This is a genomic window from Kitasatospora sp. NPDC058478 (genome assembly GCF_042720345.1).
Taxonomy (GTDB): domain Bacteria; phylum Actinomycetota; class Actinomycetes; order Streptomycetales; family Streptomycetaceae; genus Kitasatospora.
This window is the reverse complement of the sequence record NZ_JBHXML010000017.1, coordinates 46,479-71,094: the sequence shown is the minus strand read 5'-3', so window position 1 is coordinate 71,094 and position 24,616 is coordinate 46,479. Positions and strand designations below refer to the sequence as shown.

26 protein-coding genes are annotated in these 24,616 nt (G+C 70.7%); 9 read left to right on the top strand and 17 right to left on the bottom strand.

The window, feature by feature from the left end; translation table 11 throughout:
- Positions 1-55 precede the first annotated feature (55 nt).
- From ACFWPT_RS12100 to ACFWPT_RS12065, 8 genes are all read right to left on the bottom strand, one after another.
- On the bottom strand, positions 56-436 hold the full coding sequence (locus ACFWPT_RS12100) for a metal-sulfur cluster assembly factor (protein ID WP_279634938.1): 381 nt from the start codon (positions 434-436) through the stop codon (positions 56-58).
- A gap of 21 nt (positions 437-457) precedes the next feature.
- Positions 458-910, bottom strand: a complete 453-nt coding sequence (sufU, locus tag ACFWPT_RS12095; RefSeq protein ID WP_063349529.1) for a Fe-S cluster assembly sulfur transfer protein SufU — start codon at positions 908-910, stop codon at positions 458-460.
- A 16-nt stretch (positions 911-926) separates the two neighbouring features.
- A complete protein-coding gene (locus ACFWPT_RS12090; protein ID WP_350880453.1) occupies positions 927-2,186 on the bottom strand; it encodes a cysteine desulfurase in 1,260 nt (419 codons plus the stop codon).
- Entirely contained in the window at positions 2,183-2,947 is a 765-nt protein-coding gene (gene sufC, locus ACFWPT_RS12085; RefSeq protein ID WP_063349527.1) for a Fe-S cluster assembly ATPase SufC, read from the bottom strand. The genes ACFWPT_RS12090 and sufC overlap by 4 nt, the downstream gene beginning before the upstream one ends.
- Before the next feature lie 6 nt (positions 2,948-2,953).
- Entirely contained in the window at positions 2,954-3,271 is a 318-nt protein-coding gene (locus tag ACFWPT_RS12080; RefSeq protein ID WP_063349526.1) for a bifunctional 3-phenylpropionate/cinnamic acid dioxygenase ferredoxin subunit, read from the bottom strand.
- 5 nt (positions 3,272-3,276) lie between these two features.
- Positions 3,277-4,509: a Fe-S cluster assembly protein SufD gene (sufD, locus tag ACFWPT_RS12075; RefSeq protein ID WP_363368927.1), complete on the bottom strand. Its 1,233-nt coding sequence runs from the start codon at positions 4,507-4,509 to the stop codon at positions 3,277-3,279.
- Between the two features lie 64 nt (positions 4,510-4,573).
- The gene (sufB, locus tag ACFWPT_RS12070) at positions 4,574-5,989 is read right to left on the bottom strand and encodes a Fe-S cluster assembly protein SufB (RefSeq protein WP_363368925.1); all 1,416 of its coding nucleotides are present in this window, start codon (positions 5,987-5,989) and stop codon (positions 4,574-4,576) included.
- 9 nt (positions 5,990-5,998) lie between these two features.
- Positions 5,999-6,841 carry a metalloregulator ArsR/SmtB family transcription factor gene (locus ACFWPT_RS12065; protein WP_107452933.1) on the bottom strand — a complete coding sequence of 281 codons (843 nt, stop codon included), beginning with the start codon at positions 6,839-6,841 and terminating at the stop codon, positions 5,999-6,001.
- A 164-nt stretch (positions 6,842-7,005) separates the two neighbouring features.
- On the opposite strand from ACFWPT_RS12065, the gene ACFWPT_RS12060 reads away from it, so the two are divergent.
- Positions 7,006-7,932 (top strand): ABC transporter ATP-binding protein, encoded by a 927-nt coding sequence (locus ACFWPT_RS12060; protein WP_380481460.1) that lies wholly within the window; start codon positions 7,006-7,008, stop codon positions 7,930-7,932.
- 50 nt (positions 7,933-7,982) lie between these two features.
- The gene (locus ACFWPT_RS12055) at positions 7,983-8,702 is read left to right on the top strand and encodes an ABC transporter permease (RefSeq protein ID WP_063351445.1); all 720 of its coding nucleotides are present in this window, start codon (positions 7,983-7,985) and stop codon (positions 8,700-8,702) included.
- 138 nt (positions 8,703-8,840) lie between these two features.
- Here ACFWPT_RS12055 and ACFWPT_RS12050 read toward each other — a convergent pair whose 3' ends face one another.
- The gene (locus ACFWPT_RS12050; RefSeq protein WP_380427291.1) at positions 8,841-9,551 is read right to left on the bottom strand and encodes an LAETG motif-containing sortase-dependent surface protein; all 711 of its coding nucleotides are present in this window, start codon (positions 9,549-9,551) and stop codon (positions 8,841-8,843) included.
- Between the two features lie 301 nt (positions 9,552-9,852).
- The gene (locus ACFWPT_RS12045; RefSeq protein WP_380481458.1) at positions 9,853-11,214 is read right to left on the bottom strand and encodes a choice-of-anchor A family protein; all 1,362 of its coding nucleotides are present in this window, start codon (positions 11,212-11,214) and stop codon (positions 9,853-9,855) included.
- A gap of 218 nt (positions 11,215-11,432) precedes the next feature.
- Between ACFWPT_RS12045 and ACFWPT_RS12040 the strand changes: the two genes are divergently transcribed.
- Positions 11,433-12,404, top strand: a complete 972-nt coding sequence (locus ACFWPT_RS12040) for a heme A synthase (protein WP_380481456.1) — start codon at positions 11,433-11,435, stop codon at positions 12,402-12,404.
- Between the two features lie 44 nt (positions 12,405-12,448).
- Here ACFWPT_RS12040 and ACFWPT_RS12035 read toward each other — a convergent pair whose 3' ends face one another.
- The 3 genes from ACFWPT_RS12035 to ACFWPT_RS12025 form a co-directional block, all read right to left on the bottom strand.
- Positions 12,449-12,853: an NUDIX hydrolase gene (locus ACFWPT_RS12035; RefSeq protein ID WP_380481454.1), complete on the bottom strand. Its 405-nt coding sequence runs from the start codon at positions 12,851-12,853 to the stop codon at positions 12,449-12,451.
- Between the two features lie 14 nt (positions 12,854-12,867).
- Positions 12,868-13,431 (bottom strand): GNAT family N-acetyltransferase, encoded by a 564-nt coding sequence (locus tag ACFWPT_RS12030; RefSeq protein ID WP_380481452.1) that lies wholly within the window; start codon positions 13,429-13,431, stop codon positions 12,868-12,870.
- A 151-nt stretch (positions 13,432-13,582) separates the two neighbouring features.
- Complete coding sequence (locus tag ACFWPT_RS12025) at positions 13,583-13,921, bottom strand: hypothetical protein (RefSeq protein ID WP_063349518.1); 339 nt, start codon at positions 13,919-13,921, stop codon at positions 13,583-13,585.
- 72 nt (positions 13,922-13,993) lie between these two features.
- On the opposite strand from ACFWPT_RS12025, the gene ACFWPT_RS12020 reads away from it, so the two are divergent.
- Positions 13,994-14,635, top strand: a complete 642-nt coding sequence (locus ACFWPT_RS12020; protein ID WP_380481450.1) for a DUF2461 domain-containing protein — start codon at positions 13,994-13,996, stop codon at positions 14,633-14,635.
- Between the two features lie 54 nt (positions 14,636-14,689).
- Here ACFWPT_RS12020 and ACFWPT_RS12015 read toward each other — a convergent pair whose 3' ends face one another.
- The gene (locus ACFWPT_RS12015) at positions 14,690-15,637 is read right to left on the bottom strand and encodes a heme o synthase (protein WP_063349516.1); all 948 of its coding nucleotides are present in this window, start codon (positions 15,635-15,637) and stop codon (positions 14,690-14,692) included.
- 463 nt (positions 15,638-16,100) lie between these two features.
- On the opposite strand from ACFWPT_RS12015, the gene tkt reads away from it, so the two are divergent.
- The 5 genes from tkt to pgl all read left to right on the top strand — a co-directional run bounded on the left by tkt (position 16,101) and on the right by pgl (position 22,945).
- Positions 16,101-18,200: a transketolase gene (tkt, locus tag ACFWPT_RS12010; RefSeq protein WP_380481448.1), complete on the top strand. Its 2,100-nt coding sequence runs from the start codon at positions 16,101-16,103 to the stop codon at positions 18,198-18,200.
- A 90-nt stretch (positions 18,201-18,290) separates the two neighbouring features.
- Positions 18,291-19,430, top strand: coding sequence for a transaldolase (gene tal / locus ACFWPT_RS12005; RefSeq protein ID WP_063349514.1), 1,140 nt, complete (start codon positions 18,291-18,293; stop codon positions 19,428-19,430).
- Positions 19,431-19,494: 64 nt separating this feature from the next.
- Positions 19,495-21,051: a glucose-6-phosphate dehydrogenase gene (gene zwf, locus ACFWPT_RS12000; RefSeq protein ID WP_363369122.1), complete on the top strand. Its 1,557-nt coding sequence runs from the start codon at positions 19,495-19,497 to the stop codon at positions 21,049-21,051.
- Entirely contained in the window at positions 21,048-22,160 is a 1,113-nt protein-coding gene (gene opcA, locus ACFWPT_RS11995; protein WP_363368898.1) for a glucose-6-phosphate dehydrogenase assembly protein OpcA, read from the top strand. The genes zwf and opcA overlap by 4 nt, the downstream gene beginning before the upstream one ends.
- The gene (pgl, locus tag ACFWPT_RS11990; RefSeq protein ID WP_363368896.1) at positions 22,157-22,945 is read left to right on the top strand and encodes a 6-phosphogluconolactonase; all 789 of its coding nucleotides are present in this window, start codon (positions 22,157-22,159) and stop codon (positions 22,943-22,945) included. The genes opcA and pgl overlap by 4 nt, the downstream gene beginning before the upstream one ends.
- 68 nt (positions 22,946-23,013) lie before the next feature.
- Here pgl and ACFWPT_RS11985 read toward each other — a convergent pair whose 3' ends face one another.
- The 3 genes from ACFWPT_RS11985 to tpiA all read right to left on the bottom strand — a co-directional run bounded on the left by ACFWPT_RS11985 (position 23,014) and on the right by tpiA (position 24,616).
- Positions 23,014-23,301, bottom strand: a complete 288-nt coding sequence (locus ACFWPT_RS11985; RefSeq protein WP_063349510.1) for an RNA polymerase-binding protein RbpA — start codon at positions 23,299-23,301, stop codon at positions 23,014-23,016.
- Between the two features lie 205 nt (positions 23,302-23,506).
- Positions 23,507-23,743: a preprotein translocase subunit SecG gene (secG, locus tag ACFWPT_RS11980; protein ID WP_063349509.1), complete on the bottom strand. Its 237-nt coding sequence runs from the start codon at positions 23,741-23,743 to the stop codon at positions 23,507-23,509.
- 87 nt (positions 23,744-23,830) lie between these two features.
- The gene (gene tpiA / locus ACFWPT_RS11975) at positions 23,831-24,616 is read right to left on the bottom strand and encodes a triose-phosphate isomerase (protein WP_363368892.1); all 786 of its coding nucleotides are present in this window, start codon (positions 24,614-24,616) and stop codon (positions 23,831-23,833) included.

Sequence of the window (24,616 nt, the reverse complement as noted above, 5' to 3'; positions counted from 1 at the left end):
GAATCCCCCGGAAGGAAGGAGTCGCGCGGCAGCGAGTTGACGAAAGGGCCGTCCGTCAGACGTTGAAGCCCAGGGCGCGGAGCTGGTCGCGGCCGTCGTCGGTGATCTTGTCGGGGCCCCACGGCGGCATCCAGACCCAGTTGATGCGCAGGTCCTGGACCAGGCCGTCGGTGGCGGTCTTGGCCTGGTCCTCGATGACGTCGGTCAGCGGGCAGGCCGCCGAGGTGAGCGTCATGTCGATGGTGGCCACGTCGGACTCGTCGATGTGGATGCCGTAGATCAGGCCCAGGTTGACGACGTCGATGCCCAGTTCGGGGTCGACGACGTCCATCAGGGCCTCGGTCAGGTCCTCCACGGACACGGTGCCGGCGGTGGTGCCGACGATGACGACGCCGTTCGGCTGCTCCTCCGCAGCGGAGGGGGTTTCGTCACTCATTGTTCTGTCCTCCTCTGCGGGTCAGTCGTTCACGGCGGGGTGCTGGGCGAGCGCCTGGGCGGTGGCGTCCTTCCAGGCCATCCAGCTGAGCAGGGCGCACTTGACCCGGGCGGGGTACTTGGAGACGCCGGCGAACGCGACCGCGTCCTCCAGCACCTCCTCGTCGCCCTCGCCCTGGCCCTTGCTCTGCATCAGCTCCAGGAAGGCCTCCTGGACGGTCTGCGCCTCGCCGACGGTCTTGCCCACGACCAGGTCGTTCAGCACCGAGGCGCTGGCCTGGCTGATCGAGCAGCCCTGGGACTCGTACGAGACGTCGGCGACGGTCGAGCCGTCGAGCCGCACCCGCAGGGTGATCTCGTCACCGCAGGTCGGGTTGACGTGGTGCACCTCGGCGTCGCCGTCCCGCAGCCCCTTGCCGTGGGGGTTGCGGTAGTGGTCCAGGATGATGTCCTGGTACATCGAGTCGAGCTTCATGTCCTGCCCAGTCCCGTCAGCCGAAGAAGTTCCGGACGTGGTGCAGGCCGTCGATCAGCGCGTCGACCTCGCCCGGCGTCGAGTACAGGTAGAACGACGCCCGCGTGGTCGCCGGAATTCCGTACCGCAGGCAGACCGGCCGCGCGCAGTGGTGGCCGACGCGCACGGCGATGCCCTGCTCGTCCAGCACCTGGCCCACGTCGTGCGGGTGGATGTCGCCGAGGGTGAAGGAGATCGCGGCGCCGCGGTCGACGGCCGTGCGCGGGCCGATGATCCGCAGGTCCGGGACCTCCAGCAGGCGCTCGACCGCGTACGCGGTGATCGCGTGCTCGTGCGCGGCGATCTTCTCCATGCCGATGTCCGACAGGTAGTCGATGGCCGCACCGAGCCCGACCGCCTGGGCGATCGGCGGGGTGCCGGCCTCGAACTTGTGCGGCGCCGGGGCGTAGGTGGACGAGCCCATGGTGACGGTCTCGATCATCTCGCCGCCGCCGAGGAACGGCGGGAGGTCCTCCAGCAGCTCCTGGCGGCCCCAGAGCACGCCGATGCCGGTCGGGGCGAGCATCTTGTGACCGGTGAAGGCGACGAAGTCGGCTTCCAGCGCCTGGACGTCCAGCACCATGTGCGGGGCGGCCTGCGAGGCATCGATGACGACCAGCGCGCCGACCGACTGGGCCTTGCGGACGATCGTCTCGACCGGGTTGACGGTGCCGAGCAGGTTGGAGACCAGGGTGAAGGAGACCACCTTGGTCTTCTCGGTGATCAGCTCGTCGATGTCGGAGAGGTCGAGCCGGCCCTCGTCGGTGAGCCCGAACCACTTCAGCTTCGCGCCGGTGCGCTGCGACAGCAGCTGCCACGGAACGATGTTGGAGTGGTGCTCCATCTCCGTGATGACGATCTCGGAGTCGGCGTCCACCCGGTACGGCTCGTCGGCCCAACCGAGCATGTTGGCAACGAGGTTGAGCGACTCGGAGGCGTTCTTGGTGAAGATCACCTCGTTGCGGCTGGGCGCGTTGACGAAGGCCGCGACCTTGTCCCGCGCGCCCTCGTAGAGCGCCGTGGCCTCTTCGGCGAGCACGTGCACGCCGCGGTGGACGTTGGCGTTGTGCCGCTCGTAGTAGGCGGTCAGGGCTTCCAGCACCTGGCGCGGCTTCTGCGAGGTGGCCGCGTTGTCCAGGTAGACGAGCGGCTTCTCCTCGTGCAGCACGCGCTGCAGGATGGGGAAGTCCTTGCGGATCGCGTCGGTGTCGAGCAGACCCGTGAACGGATGCGTCACGCGGACGCGCCCCCCTTCACATACGCCTCGTAGCCCTCGTTCTCCAGCTTGTCGGCCAGCTCGGCACCGCCGGACTCGACGATGCGGCCGCCCGCGAAGACGTGGACGTAGTCGGGCTTGATGTACCGCAGGATGCGGGTGTAGTGGGTCACCAGCAGGGTGCCGACCTCGCCGGTCGAGCGGACCCGGTTGATGCCCTCGGAGACGATCCGCAGCGCGTCGACGTCCAGGCCGGAGTCGGTCTCGTCGAGGATCGCGATCTTCGGCTTGAGGAGCTCCAGCTGGAGGATCTCGTGGCGCTTCTTCTCGCCGCCGGAGAAACCCTCGTTGACGTTGCGCTCGGCGAAGGCCGGGTCCATCTGGAGGGCGGCCATCGCCTCCTTGACCTCCTTCACCCACAGACGCAGCTTGGGGGCCTCGCCGCGGACGGCGGTGGCGGCGGTGCGCAGGAAGTTGCTCACCGAGACGCCCGGGACCTCGACCGGGTACTGCATGGCCAGGAAGACGCCGGCCTTGGCGCGCTCGTCGACGGACATCTCCAGGACGTCCTCGCCGTCCAGCAGCACCGAGCCGCCGGTGACGGTGTACTTGGGGTGGCCGGCGAGCGAGTAGGCCAGGGTGGACTTGCCGGAGCCGTTCGGACCCATGATCGCGTGGGTCTCGCCCTGCTTCACGGTCAGGTCGACGCCCTTGAGGATCTCGCGCGGGCCGTTCTCGGCCTCGACGGAGACGTGCAGGTCGCGGATTTCAAGCGTTGCCATGGGTACTCAGGACTCCTGGTTGACGGAGACGAGCACATCGTCCCCTTCGATCTTTACGGGGTAGACAGCGACCGGCTTGGTGGCGGGCAGGCCGGAGGGCTTGCCGGTGCGCAGGTCGAAGCTGGAGCCGTGCAGCCAGCACTCGATCATGCAGTCCTCGACCTCGCCCTCGGAGAGCGAGACGTTCGCGTGCGAGCAGGTGTCGTTGATCGCGAACACCCCCTCGTCGGTGCGGACGACGGAGACCGGCACGCCGTTGAGGTCCACGCGCTTGGGCACGTCCTCCTGGAGGTCGCTCAGCGCGCAGGCACGGAGGAAGGTCATCTGGATCAGACCGCCGCTTCCAGCTCGGCCTCGATCTTCTCCATCAGCTGGTCCTGGATCTCGGCGACGCCGATCTGCTGGACGAGTTCGGCGAAGAAGCCGCGGACCACCAGGCGGCGGGCCTCGTCGGCCGGGATGCCACGGGACCGCAGGTAGAACAGCTGCTCGTCGTCGAAGCGGCCGGTCGCGGAGGCGTGGCCGGCGCCGACGATCTCGCCGGTCTCGATCTCCAGGTTGGGGATCGAGTCGACCCGGGCGCCGTCGGTGAGCACCAGGTTGCGGTTGAGTTCGTAGGTGTCGGTGCCCTCGGCGGCGGCGCGGATCAGCACGTCGCCGACCCAGACGGCGTGGGCGTCCTGGCCCTGCAGCGCGCCCTTGTAGACCACGTTGGAGCGGCAGTGCGGGGTGTCGTGGTCGATGACCAGACGGTGCTCCAGGTGCTGGCCGGCGTCGGCGAAGTAGAGGCCGAACAGCTCGGCCTCGCCGCCGGGCGCGGCGTAGTTGACCCGCGGGTGGATCCGGACGACGTCGCCGCCGAAGGTGACGACCACGGACTTCAGCGAGGCGTCCCGGCCGACCAGCGCGGTCTGCTGGGCGACGTGGACGGCGTTGCGGTCCCAGTCCTGGACGGAGACGAAGGTGAGCTTGGCGCCGTCGCCGACGAGCAGCTCGACGTTGGCGGCCCGGGTGCCGGTACCGGTGTGGTTGATCACCACGACGGCCTCGGCGAACGGCTTGACGTCGACCACCACGTGGGCGAAGCGGGTGCCGCCCTCGCCGTGCACGTCGATCTTGACCGGCTCGGTGAGCACCGCGTCCTGGGGGACGGTGACGACGAGCGCCTGCTCGAAGGCGCTGAACGCCTGCGCGGCGACCCGGTCGACGGGCTTGCCGGCCTTGCCCAGGCGGGCGTCGTCGCGGCCGACGGTCTCGGCGGTGACGCCGTCCGGCAGGCTCAGCTCGACCTTGTCCTCGCCCTTGGCCGCCTCGGCGGCGGTGCCGTCGTGCAGGCCGCCCAGGCGGTGCATCGGGGTGAACCGCCAGTCCTCCTCGCGGCCGGTGGGCACCGGGAAGTCGCCGACCTCGAACGAGGGCTTGACGGCGACCCGGGCGTCGATCGGCTGCTGGACGGTGGCGCGGCCGGTGCCGGGGCCGGCGAGCTGGGCGCCGGCGCCGGCGGTGCCGACCTCGATCGACCCGGCGGTGGTGGAGCCGGTGGTGGTGTTGACGTCAGCCATGGCTGTCGTAGTGCTCTCTTCCTCGAAAAGCTCGAAAAGTCGGTGGGCGGTCAGCGGCTGGACGTCAGCCGACCGCGCCCTCCATCTGCAGCTCGATCAGCCGGTTGAGCTCCAGCGCGTACTCCATCGGCAGCTCGCGCGCGATCGGCTCGACGAAGCCGCGGACGATCATCGCCATCGCCTCGAACTCGGTCATGCCCCGGCTCATCAGGTAGAACAGCTGGTCCTCGCTGACCTTGGAGACCGTCGCCTCGTGGCCCATGGACACGTCGTCCTCGCGGACGTCCACGTACGGGTAGGTGTCCGAGCGGGAGATGGTGTCCACCAGCAGCGCGTCGCACAGCACGTTGGACTTGGCGCCCTTGGAACCCTCGCCGATCTCGATCAGACCGCGGTAGGAGGTCCGGCCGCCGCCGCGCGCCACCGACTTGGAGACGATGTTGGAGGAGGTGTTCGGCGCCATGTGCACCATCTTGGCGCCGGCGTCCTGGTGCTGGCCCTCGCCCGCGAAGGCGATCGACAGGGTCTCGCCCTTGGCGTGCTCGCCCATCAGGTAGACGGCCGGGTACTTCATGGTGACCTTGGAGCCGATGTTGCCGTCGACCCACTCCATGGTCGCGCCCTCGTACGCCACGGCGCGCTTGGTGACCAGGTTGTAGACGTTGTTCGACCAGTTCTGGATGGTCGTGTAGCGGCAGCGGCCGCCCTTCTTGACGATGATCTCCACGACCGCGGAGTGCAGCGAGTCGGAGGAGTAGATCGGCGCGGTGCAGCCCTCGACGTAGTGGACGTACGCGTCCTCGTCGACGATGATCAGCGTCCGCTCGAACTGGCCCATGTTCTCGGTGTTGATCCGGAAGTAGGCCTGGAGCGGGATGTCGACGTGGACGCCCTTGGGCACGTAGATGAACGAGCCGCCGGACCACACCGCCGTGTTCAGCGCGGCGAACTTGTTGTCGCCGGCCGGGATGACGGTGCCGAAGTACTCCTTGAAGACCTCCGGGTGCTCGCGCAGCGCGGTGTCGGTGTCCAGGAACAGGACGCCCTGCTCCTCCAGGTCCTCACGGATCTGGTGGTAGACGACCTCGGACTCGTACTGGGCGGCGACACCGGCGACCAGGCGCTGCTTCTCGGCCTCCGGGATGCCCAGCCTGTCGTAGGTGGCCTTGATGTCCGCGGGCAGGTCCTCCCAGGACTCGGCCTGCTTCTCGGTGGAGCGGACGAAGTACTTGATGTTGTCGAAGTCGATGCCGGAGAGGTCGGAGCCCCAGGTCGGCATGGGCTTCTTGCCGAACAGCTTCAGGCCCTTGAGACGCAGGTTCAGCATCCACTCGGACTCGTTCTTCTTCGCGGAGATGTCGCGGACGACCTCCTCGCTGAGCCCGCGCTTGGCCGCGGCACCGGCGGTGTCCGGGTCGGCCCAGCCGTACTCGTAGGTGCCCAGGCCCTCGAGCTCGGGGTGCGAAACGGTGTCAGTCATGCGAGCTTCCTAACGCGCGGACGCTGAATCTTCGGTGGACGTACCGGCAGTCGGCACTGCATCGGAGCCGCGGCCCGCGGAACGCCGGGCAGGCGACGATGCGGCACCGGGTGCCGGCACATAGGTGGTGCAGACCCCGTCGCCGTGGGCGATGGTGGCCAGCCGTTGCACATGGGTGCCCAGCAGCTGCGAGAAGACCTCGGTCTCCGCCTCGCAGAGCTGCGGGAACTGCTCGGCGATGTGCGCGACCGGGCAGTGGTGCTGGCAGAGCTGGGCGCCCGCCGGGGCCTTCGCCACGGCCGGCGGGACCCGCCGCACCGTGGCAGCGTACCCGTCCGCGCTCAGCGCCTGGGCGAGCGCCTCGGTGCGCTCCCCCGCCTCGGCCAGCCGCAGGAGCTCCAGGTACTTCTCGCCCTGCTTGCCGAACCGGGCCCGGGCGAAGGCGGCGACCGCCTCCTCGCCGGCCTTGCCGCCGCCGACCGAGTCGGAGATCCAGCGCAGCGCGTCGGCGGCGAGCTGGTCGTACGCCTGGTAGAAGGCGTCCCGGCCGCCGTCGGTGAGAGCGAAGACCTTGGCCGGGCGGCCCCGGCCACGGCTGCCGTAGACCCGCTGCTCGCGGGACTCGACCAGGCCGGCGGCGGCCAGCCCGTCCAGGTGGCGGCGGACGGCGGCGGCGGTGAGGCCGAGCCGGCTCGCCAGGTCGGCGGCGGAGGAGGGGCCGTGGTCGAGGATCGACCGGGCGACCCGGTCCCGGGTGGCGCGGTGGCCCTCCAGCAGCACCTCGGCCGCCGTCACGGGCACGTCGCACCCGGGGGCCGACTCGGCCTCCTGGGGCGTGGCGTGCTCGCGCATGTTTTTCACAACACCAGTGTTGCGTAATTACTTCCGACAGGACAAGCCGTGATGCAGGCCTCACTCGTGTCATCTGTCACGCAGGTAAGCCTTACCTGACCTGCGAAAACGATCATCGAGGGCGCCGTCCGGGCCCGGCGTCGGGGCCTCTTACACTCGCCGGTATGCACTCCGAACCCGCGGTGAAGATCGCCGGGCTGGTCAAGCACTACGGCGACAAGCCCGCGGTGGACGGCCTCGACCTCACCATCGCACGCGGCGCGATCACCGCCGTCCTCGGCCCCAACGGCGCCGGCAAGACCACCACCATCGAGACCTGCGAGGGCTACCGCCGCCCCGACGCCGGCACCGTCCGCGTCCTCGGCCTCGACCCGGTCGCCCAGAACGCCGCGCTGCGCCCCCGGATCGGCGTCATGCTCCAATCGGGCGGCGTGTACGCGGGCGCGCGCGCCGTCGAGATGCTGCGCCACACCGCCGCGCTGCACGCCCACCCGCTGGACGTCGACGCACTGGTCGAGCGGCTCGGCCTCGGCTCCTGCGGCCGCACCGCCTACCGGCGCCTGTCCGGCGGCCAGCAGCAGCGGCTCGCCCTGGCCATGGCCGTGGTCGGCCGCCCCGAACTGGTCTTCCTGGACGAGCCCACCGCCGGCCTCGACCCGCAGGCCCGGCGCGCCACCTGGGAGCTGGTCCGCGACCTGCGCCGGGACGGCGTCACCGTGGTCGTCACCACCCACCACATGGACGAGGCCGAACAGCTCGCCGACCAGGTCGCCGTCATCGACCGCGGCCGGGTGATCGCCACCGGCAGCCCCGAAGAGCTGTGCCGCGGCGGCGCCGAGAACGCCCTGCGCTTCGACGGCCCGCCCGGACTCGACCTCGGCCCACTGCTCAAGGAACTGCCCGAGGGCGCCACCGCCACCGAGACCACCCCCGGCAGCTACCGCGTCGAGGCGCCCGTCGACCCGCAGCTGGTGGCCACCGTCACCGGCTGGTGCGCAGCCTCCGGCGTCCTGCCCGAGCGGCTGTCCGTCCAGCGCCGCAGCCTCGAAGACGTCTTCCTCGACCTGACCGGACGGGACCTGCGCTCGTGAGTACCACCACCGACTACTCCCCCAAGCCCGGCGCGGCCCCGGTCGGCCGGATGCTGCTCGCCCAGACCGCCTTCGAGACCAGGATGCTGCTGCGCAACGGCGAACAGCTGCTGCTCACCGTGGTCATCCCGACCGTGCTGCTGGTGCTGTTCTCGGCCGTGGACATCGTCGCGGTGGACGGCCCCGGCAAACGGGTCGACTTCCTGGCCCCCGGCCTGCTCGCGCTGGCCGTGATGTCCACCGCCTTCACCGGGCAGGCCATCGCCACCGGCTTCGAGCGCCGCTACGGCGTGCTGAAGCGGCTCGGCGCCAGCCCGCTCCCGCGCTGGGCGCTGCTGACCGCCAAGACCGGCTGCGTCCTGGTCACCGAGGCGCTGCAGGTCGCGCTGCTGTCGGTGATCGCGCTGGCGCTCGGCTGGTCCCCGCAGGGCAACCCGCTGACGGTCGTCGCGCTGCTGGTGCTCGGCACCGCGGCCTTCTCCGGCCTCGGCCTGCTGATGGCCGGCACGCTCAAGGCGGAGGCCACACTGGCCGCCGCCAACCTGGTGTTCATCCTGCTGCTGCTGGCCGGCGGGGTGATCGTGCCGCTGAGCAAGTTCCCCTCGGCCGTGCAGTCGGTGCTGGAGCTGCTGCCGATCTCCGCGCTCTCGGACGGCCTGCGGTCGGTCCTCCAGCACGGCGCCGGGGTGCCCTGGTCCGACCTCGGCATCCTGGCCGGCTGGGCCGTCCTCGGGCTGGCCGCCGCGGCCCGCTTCTTCCGCTGGGAGTAACCCTCGGCCCCGCACGTGAACCGCTCCGCACGTGAACCGCTCCGTGCATGAGGCCGCACCGCATGTGAGGCCGCCCCACACGGGAACCGCCCCCCGGCCGCTTCGGCCGGGGGGCGGTCTCACGTCACCGACGGAACGTCAGCTCTGGCTGCCGCGACGCTTGCGGGCCAGCAGGACGAGCGCGCCACCGACCAGCAGCACGCCGCCGCCGGCCGCCGCGATCATCGGGGTGGCGTCGTTGCTACCGGTCTGGGCGAGCGCCGGGCCACTGGTGGTGGGCGTCGGGACCGGGGTCACAGTCGGGGTCGGGGTCGCGGTCTTGCTCGCGGTGGGCGAGGCCGACGGGGTCGGGGTCTTGGTGGGCGTCGGCGTGGGAGTCGGCGTCGGAGTCGTGGTCTGCGACGGCGTCGGGGTGGGTGTCGGGGTCGGGGTCTTGGTGGGCGTGGGGGTGGGAGTCGGCGTCGGAGTCGGCGTGTGGCACGGCTCGATCGTCTTGGTCTCGTTGATGTTCCAGCCCTTTTCGTTGGGGGTCTCCGTCGTGTTCACCACGAGGTTCGCCTTGACGGGGGCTGTGTGGTCCTTCACCGGGAAGGTGCCGTGGAACTCCGCGGGGAAGGCCTTGGCGTCCAGGACCTTCTCGCCGTCGATGGTGAGGCTGACGGTGTTCTTCACGTCGGGCTTGGGGCTGTAGTTGATCAGATCGATCACGATCTTGTCGCAGGTCACCGACCAACTCGGCACGTGCGCCGAGGCGTTGGTTGCCAGCGCCAGAGGCAGGAGAATTCCGGCCGCCGCCGTCCCGGCGAGTGCCGCCGCGCCGATCCGCATGTGCCGCTGCTGTCGCGCCATTTACGCTGTTCCCCTCAGAACGGTCTTGCGCAGCAGGCGTGTTGAAGGTTTCGCGGTGGCCCGCTACGACTGTCCGGGGGACTCTACCGGCACTCCCGCACCTCTCCACACCCCGCCGTACGACCGAATTTCGTCTGTTGGTCCGTCGTCTGATGTGTATGACCAGCCCATCACAGCTGCCACCTCGCGGAACGCGGATTCGGCAAACTTGAATGAACTTCGTCACCTGACTGAAATACGTGCGCCCCCGGTGATCAGGTTCAATCACCGAGGGCGCAGCACCGGTCGACCGGCGAAACCATCAGGCCTTCTTGGCCGCCCGACGCCGGGTGACGACCACGATCGCGCCACCGGCCGCGAGCACCACCGCGCCGGCGATCGCCAGCGGCACGACGGGCCCGGAGCCGGTGTGCGCGAGGTTGCCGCCCGCGTTCGCCTGGGCGGACGGGCTCGCCGAGGCCGAGGCCGAGGCGGCCGGCACACCCGCCGAGGCGGTGGCCGACGGGCTGGCCGAGGCACCCGCGCTCGGCTTGCCGCTCACCGGGGCGGAGGGCGTGGCCGAGGGGCTCGCCGAGGTCCCGGGGGTGGCCGACGTGCCGGGTGTCCCGGGCGTGGTGGAGGCCGACGGCGTCCCGCTCGGCACCACCGGCGGCACGGTGGGCGTGGTGGGCGTGGTGGGCGTGGTGGACGGCGTCGGGACGACGACACCGGGCAGGCAGCCGGCGAACGGGTAGTGGTGCGTCTCCGCGCCGCCCTTGCCGGTCAGCGAGGCCGCGATGACCGAACCGTTGACCGGGCCGCCGCTGCCGAGGTCGAAGGCGGCGTTGGGCGCCAGCACGGTGCCGGCCCAGGCGGCCTTGCTGCTCTTGACCACCTTGGCCGCGGTGGGGAAGTTCCACAGCAGCTTGGCGCGGATCGCCCCGCCGGCCGCGCTCTGCAGCTTGTCGTCCAGGACGAAGGACGCCTTGGCCTCGTCCCACAGGTGGAAGCCGGTGGTCCCGGCGGCCGCCATGTCGTACGAGCCGCCGGTCACGTTGATGACGGTCACCGAGCCGGCCGGCACCTTGAGGAAGACGTCCTTGGCGCCCTGGAGCTTCGCGGCGTCGACGGTGAAGCTGTTGTACTTCGCGTCGCCGCCGGTGAACGTGAGCTCGGCGCCCTTGGCCTGGACGGTGGCGCCGGCGGTCTGCGGCGCGGCGGCCAGCGCGGTGGAGGCGGCGCGCAGCTTGGCGAACTCGGCCTTGAAGTCGATCGGGGAGGCGCCCTGGGCGATGGCGCCCTGGTGGGCCTGGACGACGGCGCCGTCGGCCTTGGAGCCGTAGACGCCGCTGCCCTTCATCACCTGGGTGTTGTGGCCGGTGATGCGGCCGGCGACCACCAGCGCGTTCTTGCCGGGCAGGGCGTCGACCTCGGCGGGGGTCAGCTCCTGGCCGACCGAGAAGCCGCCGGTGAAGTCGGCGTTGCCGCCCACCGCGACGGCGCCCTCGGCGTCGGGGGTGTGGGTGTCGTCGCCCTCGATGAACTCGCCGTAGAGGTTGGCGACCCCGAGGCTGCGGCACTCCTGGCCGGGGTCGGCGGCGTGGGCGGCGGCGGGGGCGATCAGGCCGGCCAGTGCGAGCGAGCCGCCGACTGCGAGCGCGGCGGCGGACGTGGGTATGCGCATGTGCAGGTCTCCGCTTGTGCGGGAGGAGTGGGAGAGGTCCGAAAAAAGGTATGGACCAATCCGCACTCTTTCGGCCTCACAGGTGATTGGTCAAGACCAATGACCGCCTTGACCGAAGAGTCCGGTTTGCACCCACCCGACCCCGGGTAACCCCCGCGCCCGGGTCACGCTCGCGCCCCGCCCCAAGATCCCCTGTAAGGCCGCCTACGATTGACCCCGTGCCTAATCCCTTCTCCCTGCTCGCCGACCGCTGGCAGCCGTCCGCCGTGATGGTCCGGCGCGCCGCGTTCGCCGCGCTGGTGATGAGCGTGGTGATCGTCGTCACCGGCGGCGCCGTCCGCCTCACCGCCTCCGGCCTCGGCTGTACGACGTGGCCCCGCTGCACCGCCGACAGCCTGACCCCGACCGCCGAGATGGGCTTCCACGGCGTCGTCGAGTTCACCAACCGGATGCTCACCTACGTACTGAGCGCCGCCGTCGGCTGGGCCATCCTGGCCGCCCGCTGCCACCGCCCCTGGCGGCACAGCATGACCAAGCTCGGCTGGGCGCAGTTCTGGCTGGTGATGAGCAACGCTGTGCTCGGCGGCATCACCGTACTGACCGGCCTGAACCCGTACACCGTCGCGCTGCACATGATCGCCGCGATGGCGCTGGTGTGGGTCGCGCTGCTGATGTGGGAGCGGTCGAAGGAGGGCGACGGAGCCCCGAAGCTCGCCGTGGCCCGCCCGATCCACCAGCTCTCCTACGTGCTGGTCCTGGCCGTCGGCCTGCTGGTCGCAGCCGGCACCCTGGTCACCGGCGCCGGCCACCACCCGGGCACGCCGAAGGACAACAAGATCGTCCCCCGGATCCCGATCGACTACGACAGGCTGGCCCAGTTCCACGCCGACCTCGCGTTCGTGTCGGTCGGCCTGACCATCGCGATGATCTTCGTCTTCGCCGCCATCAAGGCCCCGCCGGCGGCGAAGGCCCGCACCAGGGAACTGCTGGCGGTCCTGCTCCTCCAGGGCGTCCTCGGCTTCATCCAGTACTTCACCGACGCCCCCGAGCTGATGGTCGGCCTCCACATGCTCGGCGCCACCCTCACATGGATCGCCGCCCTCCGCATCCCCCTCGCCCTGCGCGTACGCGAGGTAGAAGCGGCCCCCGACCAGCTGCCCGCACAGACCCCACAGGTTGCCACCGTCTGAGCATCGGCGAAGGCCCCCATCCTCGGATGGGGGCCTTCGACGTGTCACAACAACCGCCGCCCGTCATGGCTCCGGACACTCGGCGACGTGTCCCCCCGAAGCGCGTCCAACACCCGCACGGCATAGACCTCCGCCATGCGCGCGGAGACCTCGTCCGCCGTGATCCAGTCGACCTCGACCGACTCATCCGAGAGCCGCACTTGTCCGCCCTCGGGCCGACACCGGAAGACCAGCGCGACAACCCCTCGGCGCAGGTTCTTGTAGACACCGGTCAGCCGCTCCACGCCGGCGTGGATCCCGGTCTCCTCGTAGACCTCCCGGCGCACGCCGTCTTCGATGCCCTCGCCCAGCTCCAGCACGCCCCCCGGCGGCTCCCAAGCCCCGTTGTCGGCCCGCCGAATCGTCAGCACCCGCCCGTCCTCCCGCACCACCACCCCCGCGACGGACACCGAGTGGAGTGGCGTCACGCTCGCACCACCGGGTGGATCGGATCGAGGACCATCACGTCGTGCCGAGCCGCACCGTCCCACGGGATCGCCGAACCGACGCGCCTGTAGCCCCACGCTCGGTAGGACGCCTGGGCGGCAGTCGCCTCCGGCCGGGTGTTCAGCATCACCCGGGCGCTGTCGATGCCCTCGATGAGGGCGCGATGCATACGGGCGGCGACGCCCTGGCGGCGCCACCGGGGCCGAACCGCCAGCTCGAAGAGACCGAACGTGCGCTGCCCGTCCTCATGCCTGAGGTCCTCGGGCACGGGATCGATCAGGGTGTCCCACCATCCGGTGTTCGCCGACAGCGGGTAGCCGTACGCCATCCCGACAACGGTGTCGCCGTCGAAGGCGATGGCCGCCCGGAACCCCCGCCGACGCGCCTGCGAGCGGAACCGGCGAAACGCCCGCCCCACATCGGTCGGCCCCTCGCCGTAGGGGGCTTCCGCGAACGCCTCCGAGAACACCTCCTTCAACCGGCCCTCCAGCTCGACCGCCTGCTCGCCGTCCAACAGCCGAACCGCCACCGTCACCGTCACACCGTCCTCTGTTTCCGGGCCGAAACCCCGAGCGATCGAAGTTCCTCAACGCAGTCTCGCGCCATCGCCGTATCAACTCGGGCCGCCAACGACGGCAACGGCCCGGCCCCCTCGAAGGGGAACCGGGCCGTTGCCGTGGGCACCGAAGTGATCAGCCGCCGAGCTGGATGCCGGCCATGCGCTTCCACTCGTACGGGCCGGTCTTCACCTTGAGGGCCAGCTCGCCCTCGAAGTCGTCGTGCAGGGTCAGCCCGGCCAGTTCGGCGGCGCGGCGGCCGACGGCGTAGCTCGGGGCCACCTGGTCGCCCCAGGCGCCGTCCGCGCCGACCACCACGATCCGGGTGGCCACGGCGCCGACGTACTCGACGACCGCGTCGGCGCCGCCCCCGTGTTGGCGGGCGAAGCTGCTGAGGTGCTTGGCGATGCGCTTGGCGCGGCGCTCGGTACGGGCGTCCGGCGCGGCGGCGGTGGCGGTCTCTGCGCTGCTCATGCCCGCATGCTACCCACCGGTAGTCGTGCTGGCGACGGGAGCGCCCTGTGCACCGGGCCACATACTGGAGGCGTGACCTTCTCCGGCTGGCCGGCCGAGGCGCTCGACTTCTACGAGCACCTCGAAGCCGACAATTCCAAGACCTTCTGGCAGGCCCACAAGGAGCAGTACGACGACGACGTGCGGACCCCGATGGAGCTGCTGCTCGCCGAGCTGGAGCCGGAGTTCGGGCCCGGGAAGATCTTCCGTCCCAACCGCGACGTCCGGTTCAGCGCCGACAAGTCTCCGTACAAGACGCACATCGGCGCCCACCTGGAGACCGGCGGCTACGTCCAGCTCTCCGCCGACGGCCTGGCCTGCGGCAACGGGATGTACCAGCTCGCCCCCGACCAGTTGGACCGCTACCGTGCCGCCGTCGCCGAGGACGTCAGCGGCGCCGAGCTGGAGCGGGTGATTGCCGCGGTGGAGCAGGACGGCCCCCGGGTGCACGGCCGGGACTCCCTCAAGACCGCTCCGCGCGGCTTCCCCAAGGACCACCCGAGGATCGAGCTGCTGCGCCACAAGGGCCTGGTCGCCTGGCAGGAGTGGGCGCCCGAGAAGTGGCTCGGCACCCGCGGCGCCCACACCCGGATCACCGCCTTCCTGCGCGCCTCCCAGCCGCTCCGGGACTGGCTGGACGACCACGTCGGCCCGTCCGGGCTGCCGGCGCGGTGAGAACGCGAAGAGCCCCGGTCCACCGGACCGGGGCTCTTCGACGTCGGACAGGCCTTACTTCACGAACGGGTCGATCGCGCACACCACGAACAGCAGCGACAGGTAGGTGATCGACCAGTGGAACAGCCGCATCTCCTTCAGCTTCGCGCCCACCACCCCGGCCTTGGCCCGGCCGTACAGCGCGTGCGCCTCGCGCAGCCAGAACCCGCCGAGCAGCACCGCGGTGACGGGGTACAGCCAGCTCATGTGCCCCAGCGGCCACACCGCCAGCGAGGTCGCCACCATCACCCAGGAGTAGGCGACGACCTGCTTGCCGACGGCGACGTTGCCCTTGACCACCGGCAGCATCGGCACGCCGGCCCGCTCGTAGTCCTCGCGCACCTTCATCGAGAGCACCCAGGTGTGCGGCGGCGTCCAGAAGAACACCACCAGGAACAGCGCGACCGCCGCCCAGGACAGCGAGTTGGTGACGGAGGACCAGCCGATCAGCACCGGCATGCAGCCGGCGATGCCGCCCCAGACGATGTTCTGCGAGGTGCGCCGCTTGAGCCCCAGCGTGTAGACGAACACGTAGAACAGCAGCGCGCCGAGCGCCAGTCCGGAGGAGAGCCAGTTGACGCCGAAGCCCAGCAGCAGGGTCGAGACGATCGCGAGGACGATGCCGAACACCAGCGCCTCGCGCGGCGACACCATCCCGGTGACGATCGGCCGGCGCTCGGTGCGGGTCATCACCGCGTCGATGTCGCGGTCGATGTACATGTTGAGGGCGTTGGCGCCGCCCGCCGAGAGGTAGCCGCCGACCACGACCTTCAGCACCAGCAGCATGTTCGGGACGCCCTGTTGGGCGAGGAACATCACCGGCACCGTGCTCATCAGCAGCAGTTCGATGATCCGTGGCTTGGTCAGTGCGACGAAGGCGCCGACACGGGCCCCGATGGGCCGGTGCGCAGGAGTCGCCCCGGTGACCCCGGCGGGACGGGTTTCGACGGCGGTCACTAACACCCCAACTGAAGATGAATCCTCGCAGGCGTCCACAGGAACGAAGGGTCCCAAATCGTCCGCTCTGCGCGTACCACGCCACCTTAGACGCTCCATATATCCCATCCGGCTCCGGGGTCCCCCGGCGAGGCCGATGGCACACCCCCGGGTGAACCGACTGGGTGAAGCCACGAAGCCGTTCCGGCGCGCCGCCGCAACCCGTCCTGACCACCGGGGCGGCAGGGTGCCGTAAAACAGGAGAGTCTGGGACAAAATCAGGCAGACCGCCCTGGTGGGAATCACCATACGGATTTCCTGGTTGTCCCAGCACGGAGGGTGAGCCCCGGGCCGGACGGTAGGCTCGCACGCAGAAGCGGGATCTACCCTCCGTGACCGGCACCACCCAGCGTCGAGACCACAGCGCCGTGGCCGACCCGGTCCCCTTTCACGGGGTCACTCTTCACAACGGAAGGAGCCCTGAGACAGGGTGAGCACGACGCCGACGAACGCATTCGAGTGGTCCGAACTGGATGAGCGCACGGTTGACACAGCGCGGGTCCTGGCCATGGACGCCGTCCAGAAGGTCGGCAACGGACACCCCGGGACGGCCATGTCGCTGGCCCCCGCGGCGTACCTGATCTTCCAGCGTTTCCTGCGCCACGACCCGACCGACCCCTCGTGGGTCGGCCGCGACCGGTTCGTGCTGTCCCCCGGGCACACGAGCCTGACCCTCTACACCCAGCTGTACCTGTCGGGCTACGGCCTGGAGCTGGACGACCTCAAGGCCTTCCGCGTCGCGGGCAGCCGCACCCCGGGCCACCCGGAGCACGGCCACACCGCGGGCGTGGAGACCACCACCGGCCCGCTCGGCCAGGGCATCGCCAACGCGGTGGGCATGGCGATGGCCGCCCGCTACGAGCGCGGCCTGTTCGACCCGGACGCCGCCGCCGGCGAGTCCCCCTTCGACCACACCATCTGGGCCATCGTCTCGGACGGCGACCTGGAGGAGGGCATCTCCGCCGAGGCCTCCTCGCTGGCCGGCCACCAGAAGCTGGGCAACCTGGTCGCCCTGTACGACGACAACCACATCTCGATCGAGGGCGACACCGAGACCGCCTTCTCCGAGGACGTCCTCAAGCGCTACGAGGCGTACGGCTGGCACGTCCAGCGGGTCGCCCCGAAGGCCAACGGCGACATCGACGTGGCCGTCCTGGCCGACGCGCTGGCCGCGGCCAAGGCCGAGACCACCCGTCCGTCGATCATCGCGATGCGCACGATCATCGCCTGGCCGGCCCCGGACGCCCAGAACACCGCCAAGGCGCACGGCTCCGCGCTCGGCGCCGCCGAGATCGCCGCCACCAAGAAGGTCCTGGGCTTCGACCCGGAGAAGACCTTCGAGGTCTCCGACAAGGTGATCGAGCACGCCCGCGAGGTCATCAAGCGCGGCAAGGCCGCCCACGCCGAGTGGGAGCAGTCCCTGGAGGCCTGGCGCGCCGCCGACCCGCAGCGCGCCGCCGAGTTCGACCGCATCCAGGCCGGCGAGCTGCCCGAGGGCTGGAAGAAGACCGTCCCGGTCTTCCCGGCCGGCAAGGACGTCGCCACCCGCAAGGCCTCCGGCGAGACCCTCAAGGCGCTCGGCGCGGTCATCCCGGAGCTGTGGGGCGGCTCGGCCGACCTCGCCGAGTCCAACCTCACCACGATCGACGAGGACAGCTCGTTCCTCCCCGAGGGCAACCCGCTGAAGAGCGCCAGCCCGTACGGCCGGACGATCCACTTCGGCATCCGCGAGCACGCCATGGGCTCGACCATGAACGGCATCGCGCTGCACGGCAAGACCCGCGTGTACGGCGGCACCTTCCTGGTCTTCGCCGACTACATGCGCCCGGCCGTGCGCCTGGCCGCGCTGATGAAGCTGCCGGTCACCTACGTCTGGACGCACGACTCGATCGGCCTCGGCGAGGACGGCCCGACCCACCAGCCGGTCGAGCACATGGCCTCGCTGCGCGCCATCCCGGGCCTGTCCATGGTCCGCCCGGCCGACGCCAACGAGACGGCCGTCGCCTGGCGCACCGTCATCGAGCGCCAGACCACCCACCCGGGCCCGGTCGGCCTGGCGCTCACCCGCCAGAACGTCCCGACCTTCGACCGCCAGGTCTTCGGCTCCGCCGAGGGCACCGCGAAGGGCGGCTACATCCTGGCCGAGGCCTCCAGCGGCGACCCGCAGGTGATCCTGCTGGGCACCGGCTCCGAGGTCCAGCTGGCCGTCAAGGCCCGCGAGGTGCTGGAGGCCGAGGGCATCGCCACCCGGGTGGTCTCGGTGCCGTCCTTCGAGTGGTTCCAGGAGCAGGACCAGGCCTACCGTGACAGCGTGCTGCCACCGTCGGTCAAGGCCCGGGTGTCGGTCGAGGCCGGCATCGGCCAGGGCTGGCGCGAGCTGGTCGGCGACCACGGCCGGATCGTCTCGCTGGAGCACTTCGGCGCCTCCGCCGACTACAAGGTGCTCTTCGAGGAGTTCGGCCTGACCGCCGAGCGCGTGGTGGCCGAGGCCCACAACGCCCTCCGTTCCCTTGAGGCCGTCAACCGCTGACGCCTCCTTGGGCCGTGCGCCCGCCCGCACGCGGGCGCACGGCCCCCTCTGACTACCCCACGAAGCAGAAGAAAAAAGGACTGAAGCACCATGACTGACGCACTGAAGCGCCTCAGCGACGAAGGCGTGGCGATCTGGCTGGACGACCTCAGCCGCAAGCGGCTGAACACCGGCAACCTCGCCGAGCTGGTGCAGAACAAGCACGTGGTGGGCGTGACCACCAACCCGACCATCTTCCAGAAGGCCATCGGCGGCGGCGACGACTCCTACGACGGCCAGCTGCGCGACCTCGCCGTCCGCAAGGTCACCACCGACGAGGCCGTCCGCATGATCACCACCTCGGACGTGCGTGACGCGGCCGACGTGCTGCGCCCGGTCTACGACGCCTCCAACGGCCGCGACGGCCGGGTGTCCATCGAGGTCGACCCGCGCCTGGCGCACGAGACCGCGGCCACCGTGGCCGAGGCCAAGCAGCTGTGGTGGCTGGTCGACCGCCCGAACGTCTTCATCAAGATCCCCGCCACCAAGGCCGGCCTGCCCGCGATCGCCGAGGTGATCGGCCGGGGCATCAGCGTCAACGTCACGCTGATCTTCTCGCTGGAGCGCTACAAGGCCGTCATCGACGCCTACCTGACCGGTCTGGAGGCCGCCAAGGCCAAGGGCCTGGACCTCTCCCAGATCGAGTCGGTCGCCTCCTTCTTCGTCTCCCGCGTGGACACCGAGATCGACAAGCGCCTGGAGAAGATCGGCGGCGACGCCCGGGACCTGCGCTCCAAGGCCGCCCTGGCCAACGCCCGCCTCGCCTACCAGGCGTACGAGGAGGTCTTCGGCTCGGTCGACGGCAAGTCCGCCGGCAGCGCCCGCTGGCGTTCGCTGGAGGCCGCCGGCGCCAAGCCGCAGCGCCCGCTGTGGGCCTCCACCGGTGTCAAGGACCCGGCCCTGCCGGACACCCTGTACGTCACCGAGCTGGTCGCCCCCGGCACGGTCAACACCATGCCCGAGGCCACCCTGGAGGCCACCGCCGACCACGGTGTGGTCACCGGCGGCACCATCGTCCCCAACTACGCCGACGCCAAGGCCGTGATGGACGCCATCGCCGCCGCCGGCGTGGACTACGACGACGTGGTCCAGGTGCTGGAGGACGAGGGCGTGGAGAAGTTCGAGCAGTCCTGGAACGAGCTGCTCGACACCGTCACCGCCTCGCTCGCCTCCTTCGCCGGCGAGAAGTGACCGTTCGCTCACACAGCCAGCGCACGAAAGCGGAGCCCAACAAGTGAGCACTGATTTCCCCGAGTTGACCTCGGAGTCGGACGCGGACGATCTCCCGCCGGCCCCCGTCAACCCGCTTCGTGACCCGGCCGACCGACGGCTCCCGCGCATCGCGGGGCCGTCCGGTCTGGTCATCTTCGGAGTCACCGGCGACCTGTCCCGCAAGAAGCTCATGCCGGCCATCTACGACCTGGCCAACCGCGGTCTGCTGCCGCCGGGCTTCTCTCTCGTCGGCTTCGCCCGGCGCGAGTGGGACGACGAGGACTTCGCCAAGGAGGTCCACGACGCGGTCAAGGAGCACGCCCGCACCCCGTTCCGGGAGGAGGTCTGGCAGCAGCTCGCCAAGGGCATGCGCTTCGTCCACGGCACCTTCGACGACGACGACGCCTTCGACAAGCTCCGCGAGACCATCGTCGAGCTGGACAAGGCGCAGGGCACCGGCGGCAACTTCGCCTTCTACCTGTCCGTCCCGCCGAAGTTCTTCCCGACCGTCGTCCAGCAGCTCAAGAAGCACGGCCTGGCCGACCCCCCGCAGGGCTCGTGGCGCCGCGCGGTCATCGAGAAGCCCTTCGGCCACGACCTGGAGAGCGCCCAGGAGCTGAACCGGATCGTCCACGAGGTCTTCCCCCGGGACGAGGTCTTCCGGATCGACCACTACCTGGGCAAGGAGACGGTCCAGAACATCCTGGCGCTGCGCTTCGCCAACCAGATGTTCGAGCCGATCTGGAACCGGTCGTACGTCGACCACGTGCAGATCACCATGGCCGAGGACATCGGCATCGGCGGCCGGGCCGGCTACTACGACGGCATCGGCTCCGCCCGCGACGTCATCCAGAACCACCTGCTCCAGCTGATGGCGCTCACCGCCATCGAGGAGCCGGCGTCGTTCCACCCGAAGGCGCTGGTCGCCGAGAAGCTCAAGGTGCTCAGCGCCGTCAAGCTCCCGGCCGACCTCGGCCGGCACACCGTGCGCGGCCAGTACGCGGCCGGCTGGCAGGGCGGCGAGGAGGTGGTCGGCTACCTGGACGAGGACGGCATCGACCCGGACTCCAAGACCGACACCTACGCGGCGATCAAGCTGGAGATCAACAACCGCCGCTGGGCAGGCGTCCCGTTCTACCTGCGCACCGGCAAGCGGCTGGGCCGCCGGGTCACCGAGATCGCGGTGGTCTTCCAGCGCGCCCCGTACCTGCCGTTCGACTCCTACGCGACCGAGGAGCTGGGGCAGAACGCCCTGGTCATCCGGGTCCAGCCGGACGAGGGCGTGACGGTGCGGTTCGGCTCCAAGGTGCCGGGCACCTCCTTCGAGGTCCGGGACGTCACGATGGACTTCGCCTACGGCGAGTCCTTCACCGAGTCCAGCCCGGAGGCGTACGAGCGGCTCATCCTCGATGTGCTGCTCGGCGACGCCAACCTGTTCCCGCGTCACCAGGAGGTCGAGCTCTCCTGGCAGATCCTCGACCCGATCGAGAAGTACTGGGACACCCACGGCAAGCCCGCCCAGTACTCCGCGGGGACCTGGGGCCCGGCCGAGGCGGACGAGATGCTCGCACGAGACGGCAGGAGCTGGCGCCGGCCATGAAGATCGACCTCACCAACACGACGTCCAGCAAGATCAACGCCGCGCTGATGGAGGCGCGCCGGGCCAGTGGCTCCACCGCCGCCGGCATGGTGCTCACCCTGGTGATCGTGACCGACGAGGGCAGCGCGTACGACGCCCTCAAGGCCGCCAACGACGCCTCCCGCGAGCACCCCTCGCGCACCCTCGCGGTGATCAAACGCGCCGGGCGCTCGCCCCGGGCCCGCGCCGAGACCCGGCTGGACGCCGAGATCCTGGTCGGCACCGATGCCGGCTCGGGAGAGACGGTCATCCTGCGCATGCACGGCGAACTCGCCGCGCACGCCCAGTCGGTGGTCCTGCCACTGCTGCTCCCGGACGCCCCGGTCGTCGTCTGGTGGCCCGACAACGCGCCGCTGCACCCGGCGCAGGACCCGCTGGGCGCGCTCGCCCAGCGCCGGATCACCGACGCCGTCACCGCCGAGTCCCCGGTCGGCCAGCTCGCCCAGCGGGCCCAGAGCTACACCCCGGGCGACACCGACCTGGCCTGGACCCGGATCACCGGCTGGCGCTCGATGCTGGCCGCCGCGCTGGACCAGCGGCCGGTCACGATCACCTCCGCGGTGGTCGAGGGCGAGTCCTACAACCCCAGCGTCGAACTGCTCGGCCTCTGGCTGCACAACCGGCTGCACGTGCCGGTCGAGCGGGTCGTCACCGGCGGCCCCGGCATCACCGCGGTGCACCTGCGCACCAAGGACGGCGACATCACCCTGGACCGCCCGGACGGCCTGATGGGCACGCTCTCCATGGCCGGCTCCCCGGACCGCCAGGTGGCGCTCAAGCGGCGCGAGACCTCGGAGCTGATCGCCGAGGAGCTGCGCCGGCTCGACCCGGACGACATCTACGCGACGGCCGTGCGCACGCCCGTCGACCGGCTGCGCGAGCCGGACACCGCCGAGACGGCGGCGGCCGAGCGGGTCGCCCGCGCGGCGGTCGCCGAGGCCGCGGTGGCCAACCCCGCCCGGGTGACCGCCAAGGTCGCGTCCGAGGCCTCGTCCGAGGACGTGCCCGAGGACGCCGAGAAGGCTCCCGCCAAGAAGCCCGCCAAGCGCGCCGCCAAGGGGAGCGCATGACCAACGCGACCCCGCAGCTGGTCGTCCACCGGGACAAGGAGCTGATGGCCCAGGCGGCCGCGGCCCGGCTGATCACCCGGATCGTGGACGCCCAGGCCGCCCGCGGCACCGCCTCGGTGGTGCTCACCGGCGGGCGCAACGGCAACGCCCTGCTGGCCGCGATCGCCGCCTCCCCGGCGCGCGACGCGGTCGACTGGGCGCGGCTGGACCTCTGGTGGGGCGACGAGCGCTTCGTCCCCGCCGGGGACCCGGACCGCAACGCCGTCCAGGCCCGCGCCGAACTGCTGGACTCCGTCCCGCTCGACCCGGCGCGGGTGCACGAGATGCCCGCCTCGGACGGTGCGGACGGCTCCGACGTGGAGGCCGCCGCCGCCCGCTACGCGGAGGAGCTGGCGAAGGCGTCCGGCCCGGGCGACCGGCTCGGCGTCCCGGCCTTCGACGTGCTGCTGCTCGGCGTCGGCCCGGACACCCACGTCGCCTCGCTCTTCCCCGAGCACCCGGGCGTGCGGGAGACCGAGCTGACCGTGATCGGCGTGCGCGGGGCCCCCAAGCCCCCGCCGACCCGGGTCTCGCTCACCCTCCCGGCGATCCGGGCGGCCCGCGAGGTCTGGCTGCTGGCGGCCGGCGCGGACAAGGCGGACGCGGTCGCGATGGCCCTGTCCGGCCCCGGCGAGCTCCAGGCGCCCGCCTCCGGCGCGTACGGCCGTAGCCGCACCCTGTGGCTGCTGGACCGGGCCGCGGCGGAGCAGATCCCGCCCCAGCTGTACCCGCCGGCCTCGGCGTAACGGGCCCGGCAACGCACAAGGGCGCCACCGTCCTCGACGGTGGCGCCCTTCGCTGTCTGTCGTCCGGGTCAGATCTCGCCGCGCAGCTTGGCCAGCGCCTCGGCGAGGATCGCCTCGCCGTCGGCGTCGGTGCGCCGCTCGCGGACGTAGGCGAGGTGGGTCTTGTACGGCTCGTTGCGCGAGGGCGCGGGCGGGTTGTGCTCGTCCTGACCGGCCGGGAATCCGCACCGCGGGCAGTCCCAGGTGTCCGGGATGACGGCCTCGGCGGCGAAGCTCGGCCGGGTCTCGTGCTTGTTGGCACACCAGAAGGTGATCCGGTTGCGCGGGGCGGACTCGCCGCGCTCCGCCTCGCCCATCGGGCCCGCTCCGACCCTGCTGCCACGGATGGCGTTGCCACTTGCCACGGTCTGACTCCCTGCGTGCTGGTGCGCCGACCCTCCGCGGTGCGCGTCGGTGGCGAAAGTCGTCCTAGTGTAAGCAGGAGTTAAGCGTCCACCGCCATCGCCTCCGCCCCCGACCGTCCCAGGATAGGCGCTCGGGCGACGGGGCGTCAGGGTTACGTCAGCTCTTGTACTTCAGCACCAGGCCCAGCACGATGATGCAGGCGAACCAGGCGAGACCGACCACGATCGTGATGCGGTCCAGGTTGCGCTCGGCCACCGCCGAGCCGCCGCCGGTGGACATCGCGCCGCCACCGAACATGTCCGACAGGCCGCCGCCCTTCCCCTTGTGCAGCAGCACCAGCAGGATCATCAGCAGACTGAAGATGATCAGGGCAATCGAGAACCCGAGAACCACGACGGGACCAACTCTCTCGTATCTTCGGCGACGGGGCCGGACCGCTGACGGCGGTCCGGCCCCAAAGCCTACGTTGCTGCAGCGGCGTTAGCCTACTGCCTGCTCACGGTAGCGCACGATCTTGACGAACTCGTCGGCGTCCAGCGAGGCACCGCCGATCAGGCCGCCGTCGATGTCGGGCTTGGCCATCAGACCGGCCGCGCTCGACGACTTCACCGAACCGCCGTACAGCACGCGGACCTTGTCGGCCAGCTCGGCGTCGTACAGCTCGGCGATCCGCCTGCGGATGGCGGCGCAGACCTCCTGCGCGTCCTCCGGGGTGGCCACCTCGCCGGTGCCGATCGCCCAGACCGGCTCGTAGGCGACCACGATGGACTCGGCCTGGTGGGCCGGGATGTCCGCCAGGGCGCCGTCCAGCTGGGCGAGGGTGTGCTCGACGTGGGTGCCGGCCTTGCGGACGTCCAGCGGCTCGCCGATGCACAGGATCGGGGTGATCCCGGCCCGGTAGGCGGCCTTGACCTTGGCGTTGACGATCGCCTCGTCCTCACCGTGGTACTGGCGGCGCTCCGAGTGGCCGATCACCGCGAAGGTGCACTTCAGCTTGGCCAGCATCGGGCCGGAGACCTCGCCGGTGTAGGCACCGGAGTCGTGCTGCGAGATGTCCTGCGAGCCGTACTTGATCTTCAGCTTGTCGCCGTCGACCAGGGTCTGCACCGAACGCAGGTCGGTGAACGGCACCAGGACGGCGACCTCGACGGCCGCGTAGTCCTTGTCGGCCAGCGCGAAGGCCAGCTTCTGGGTGTGCTGGATGGCCTCAAGGTGGTTGAGGTTCATCTTCCAGTTGCCCGCCATCAGCGGGAGACGCTCAGTCAT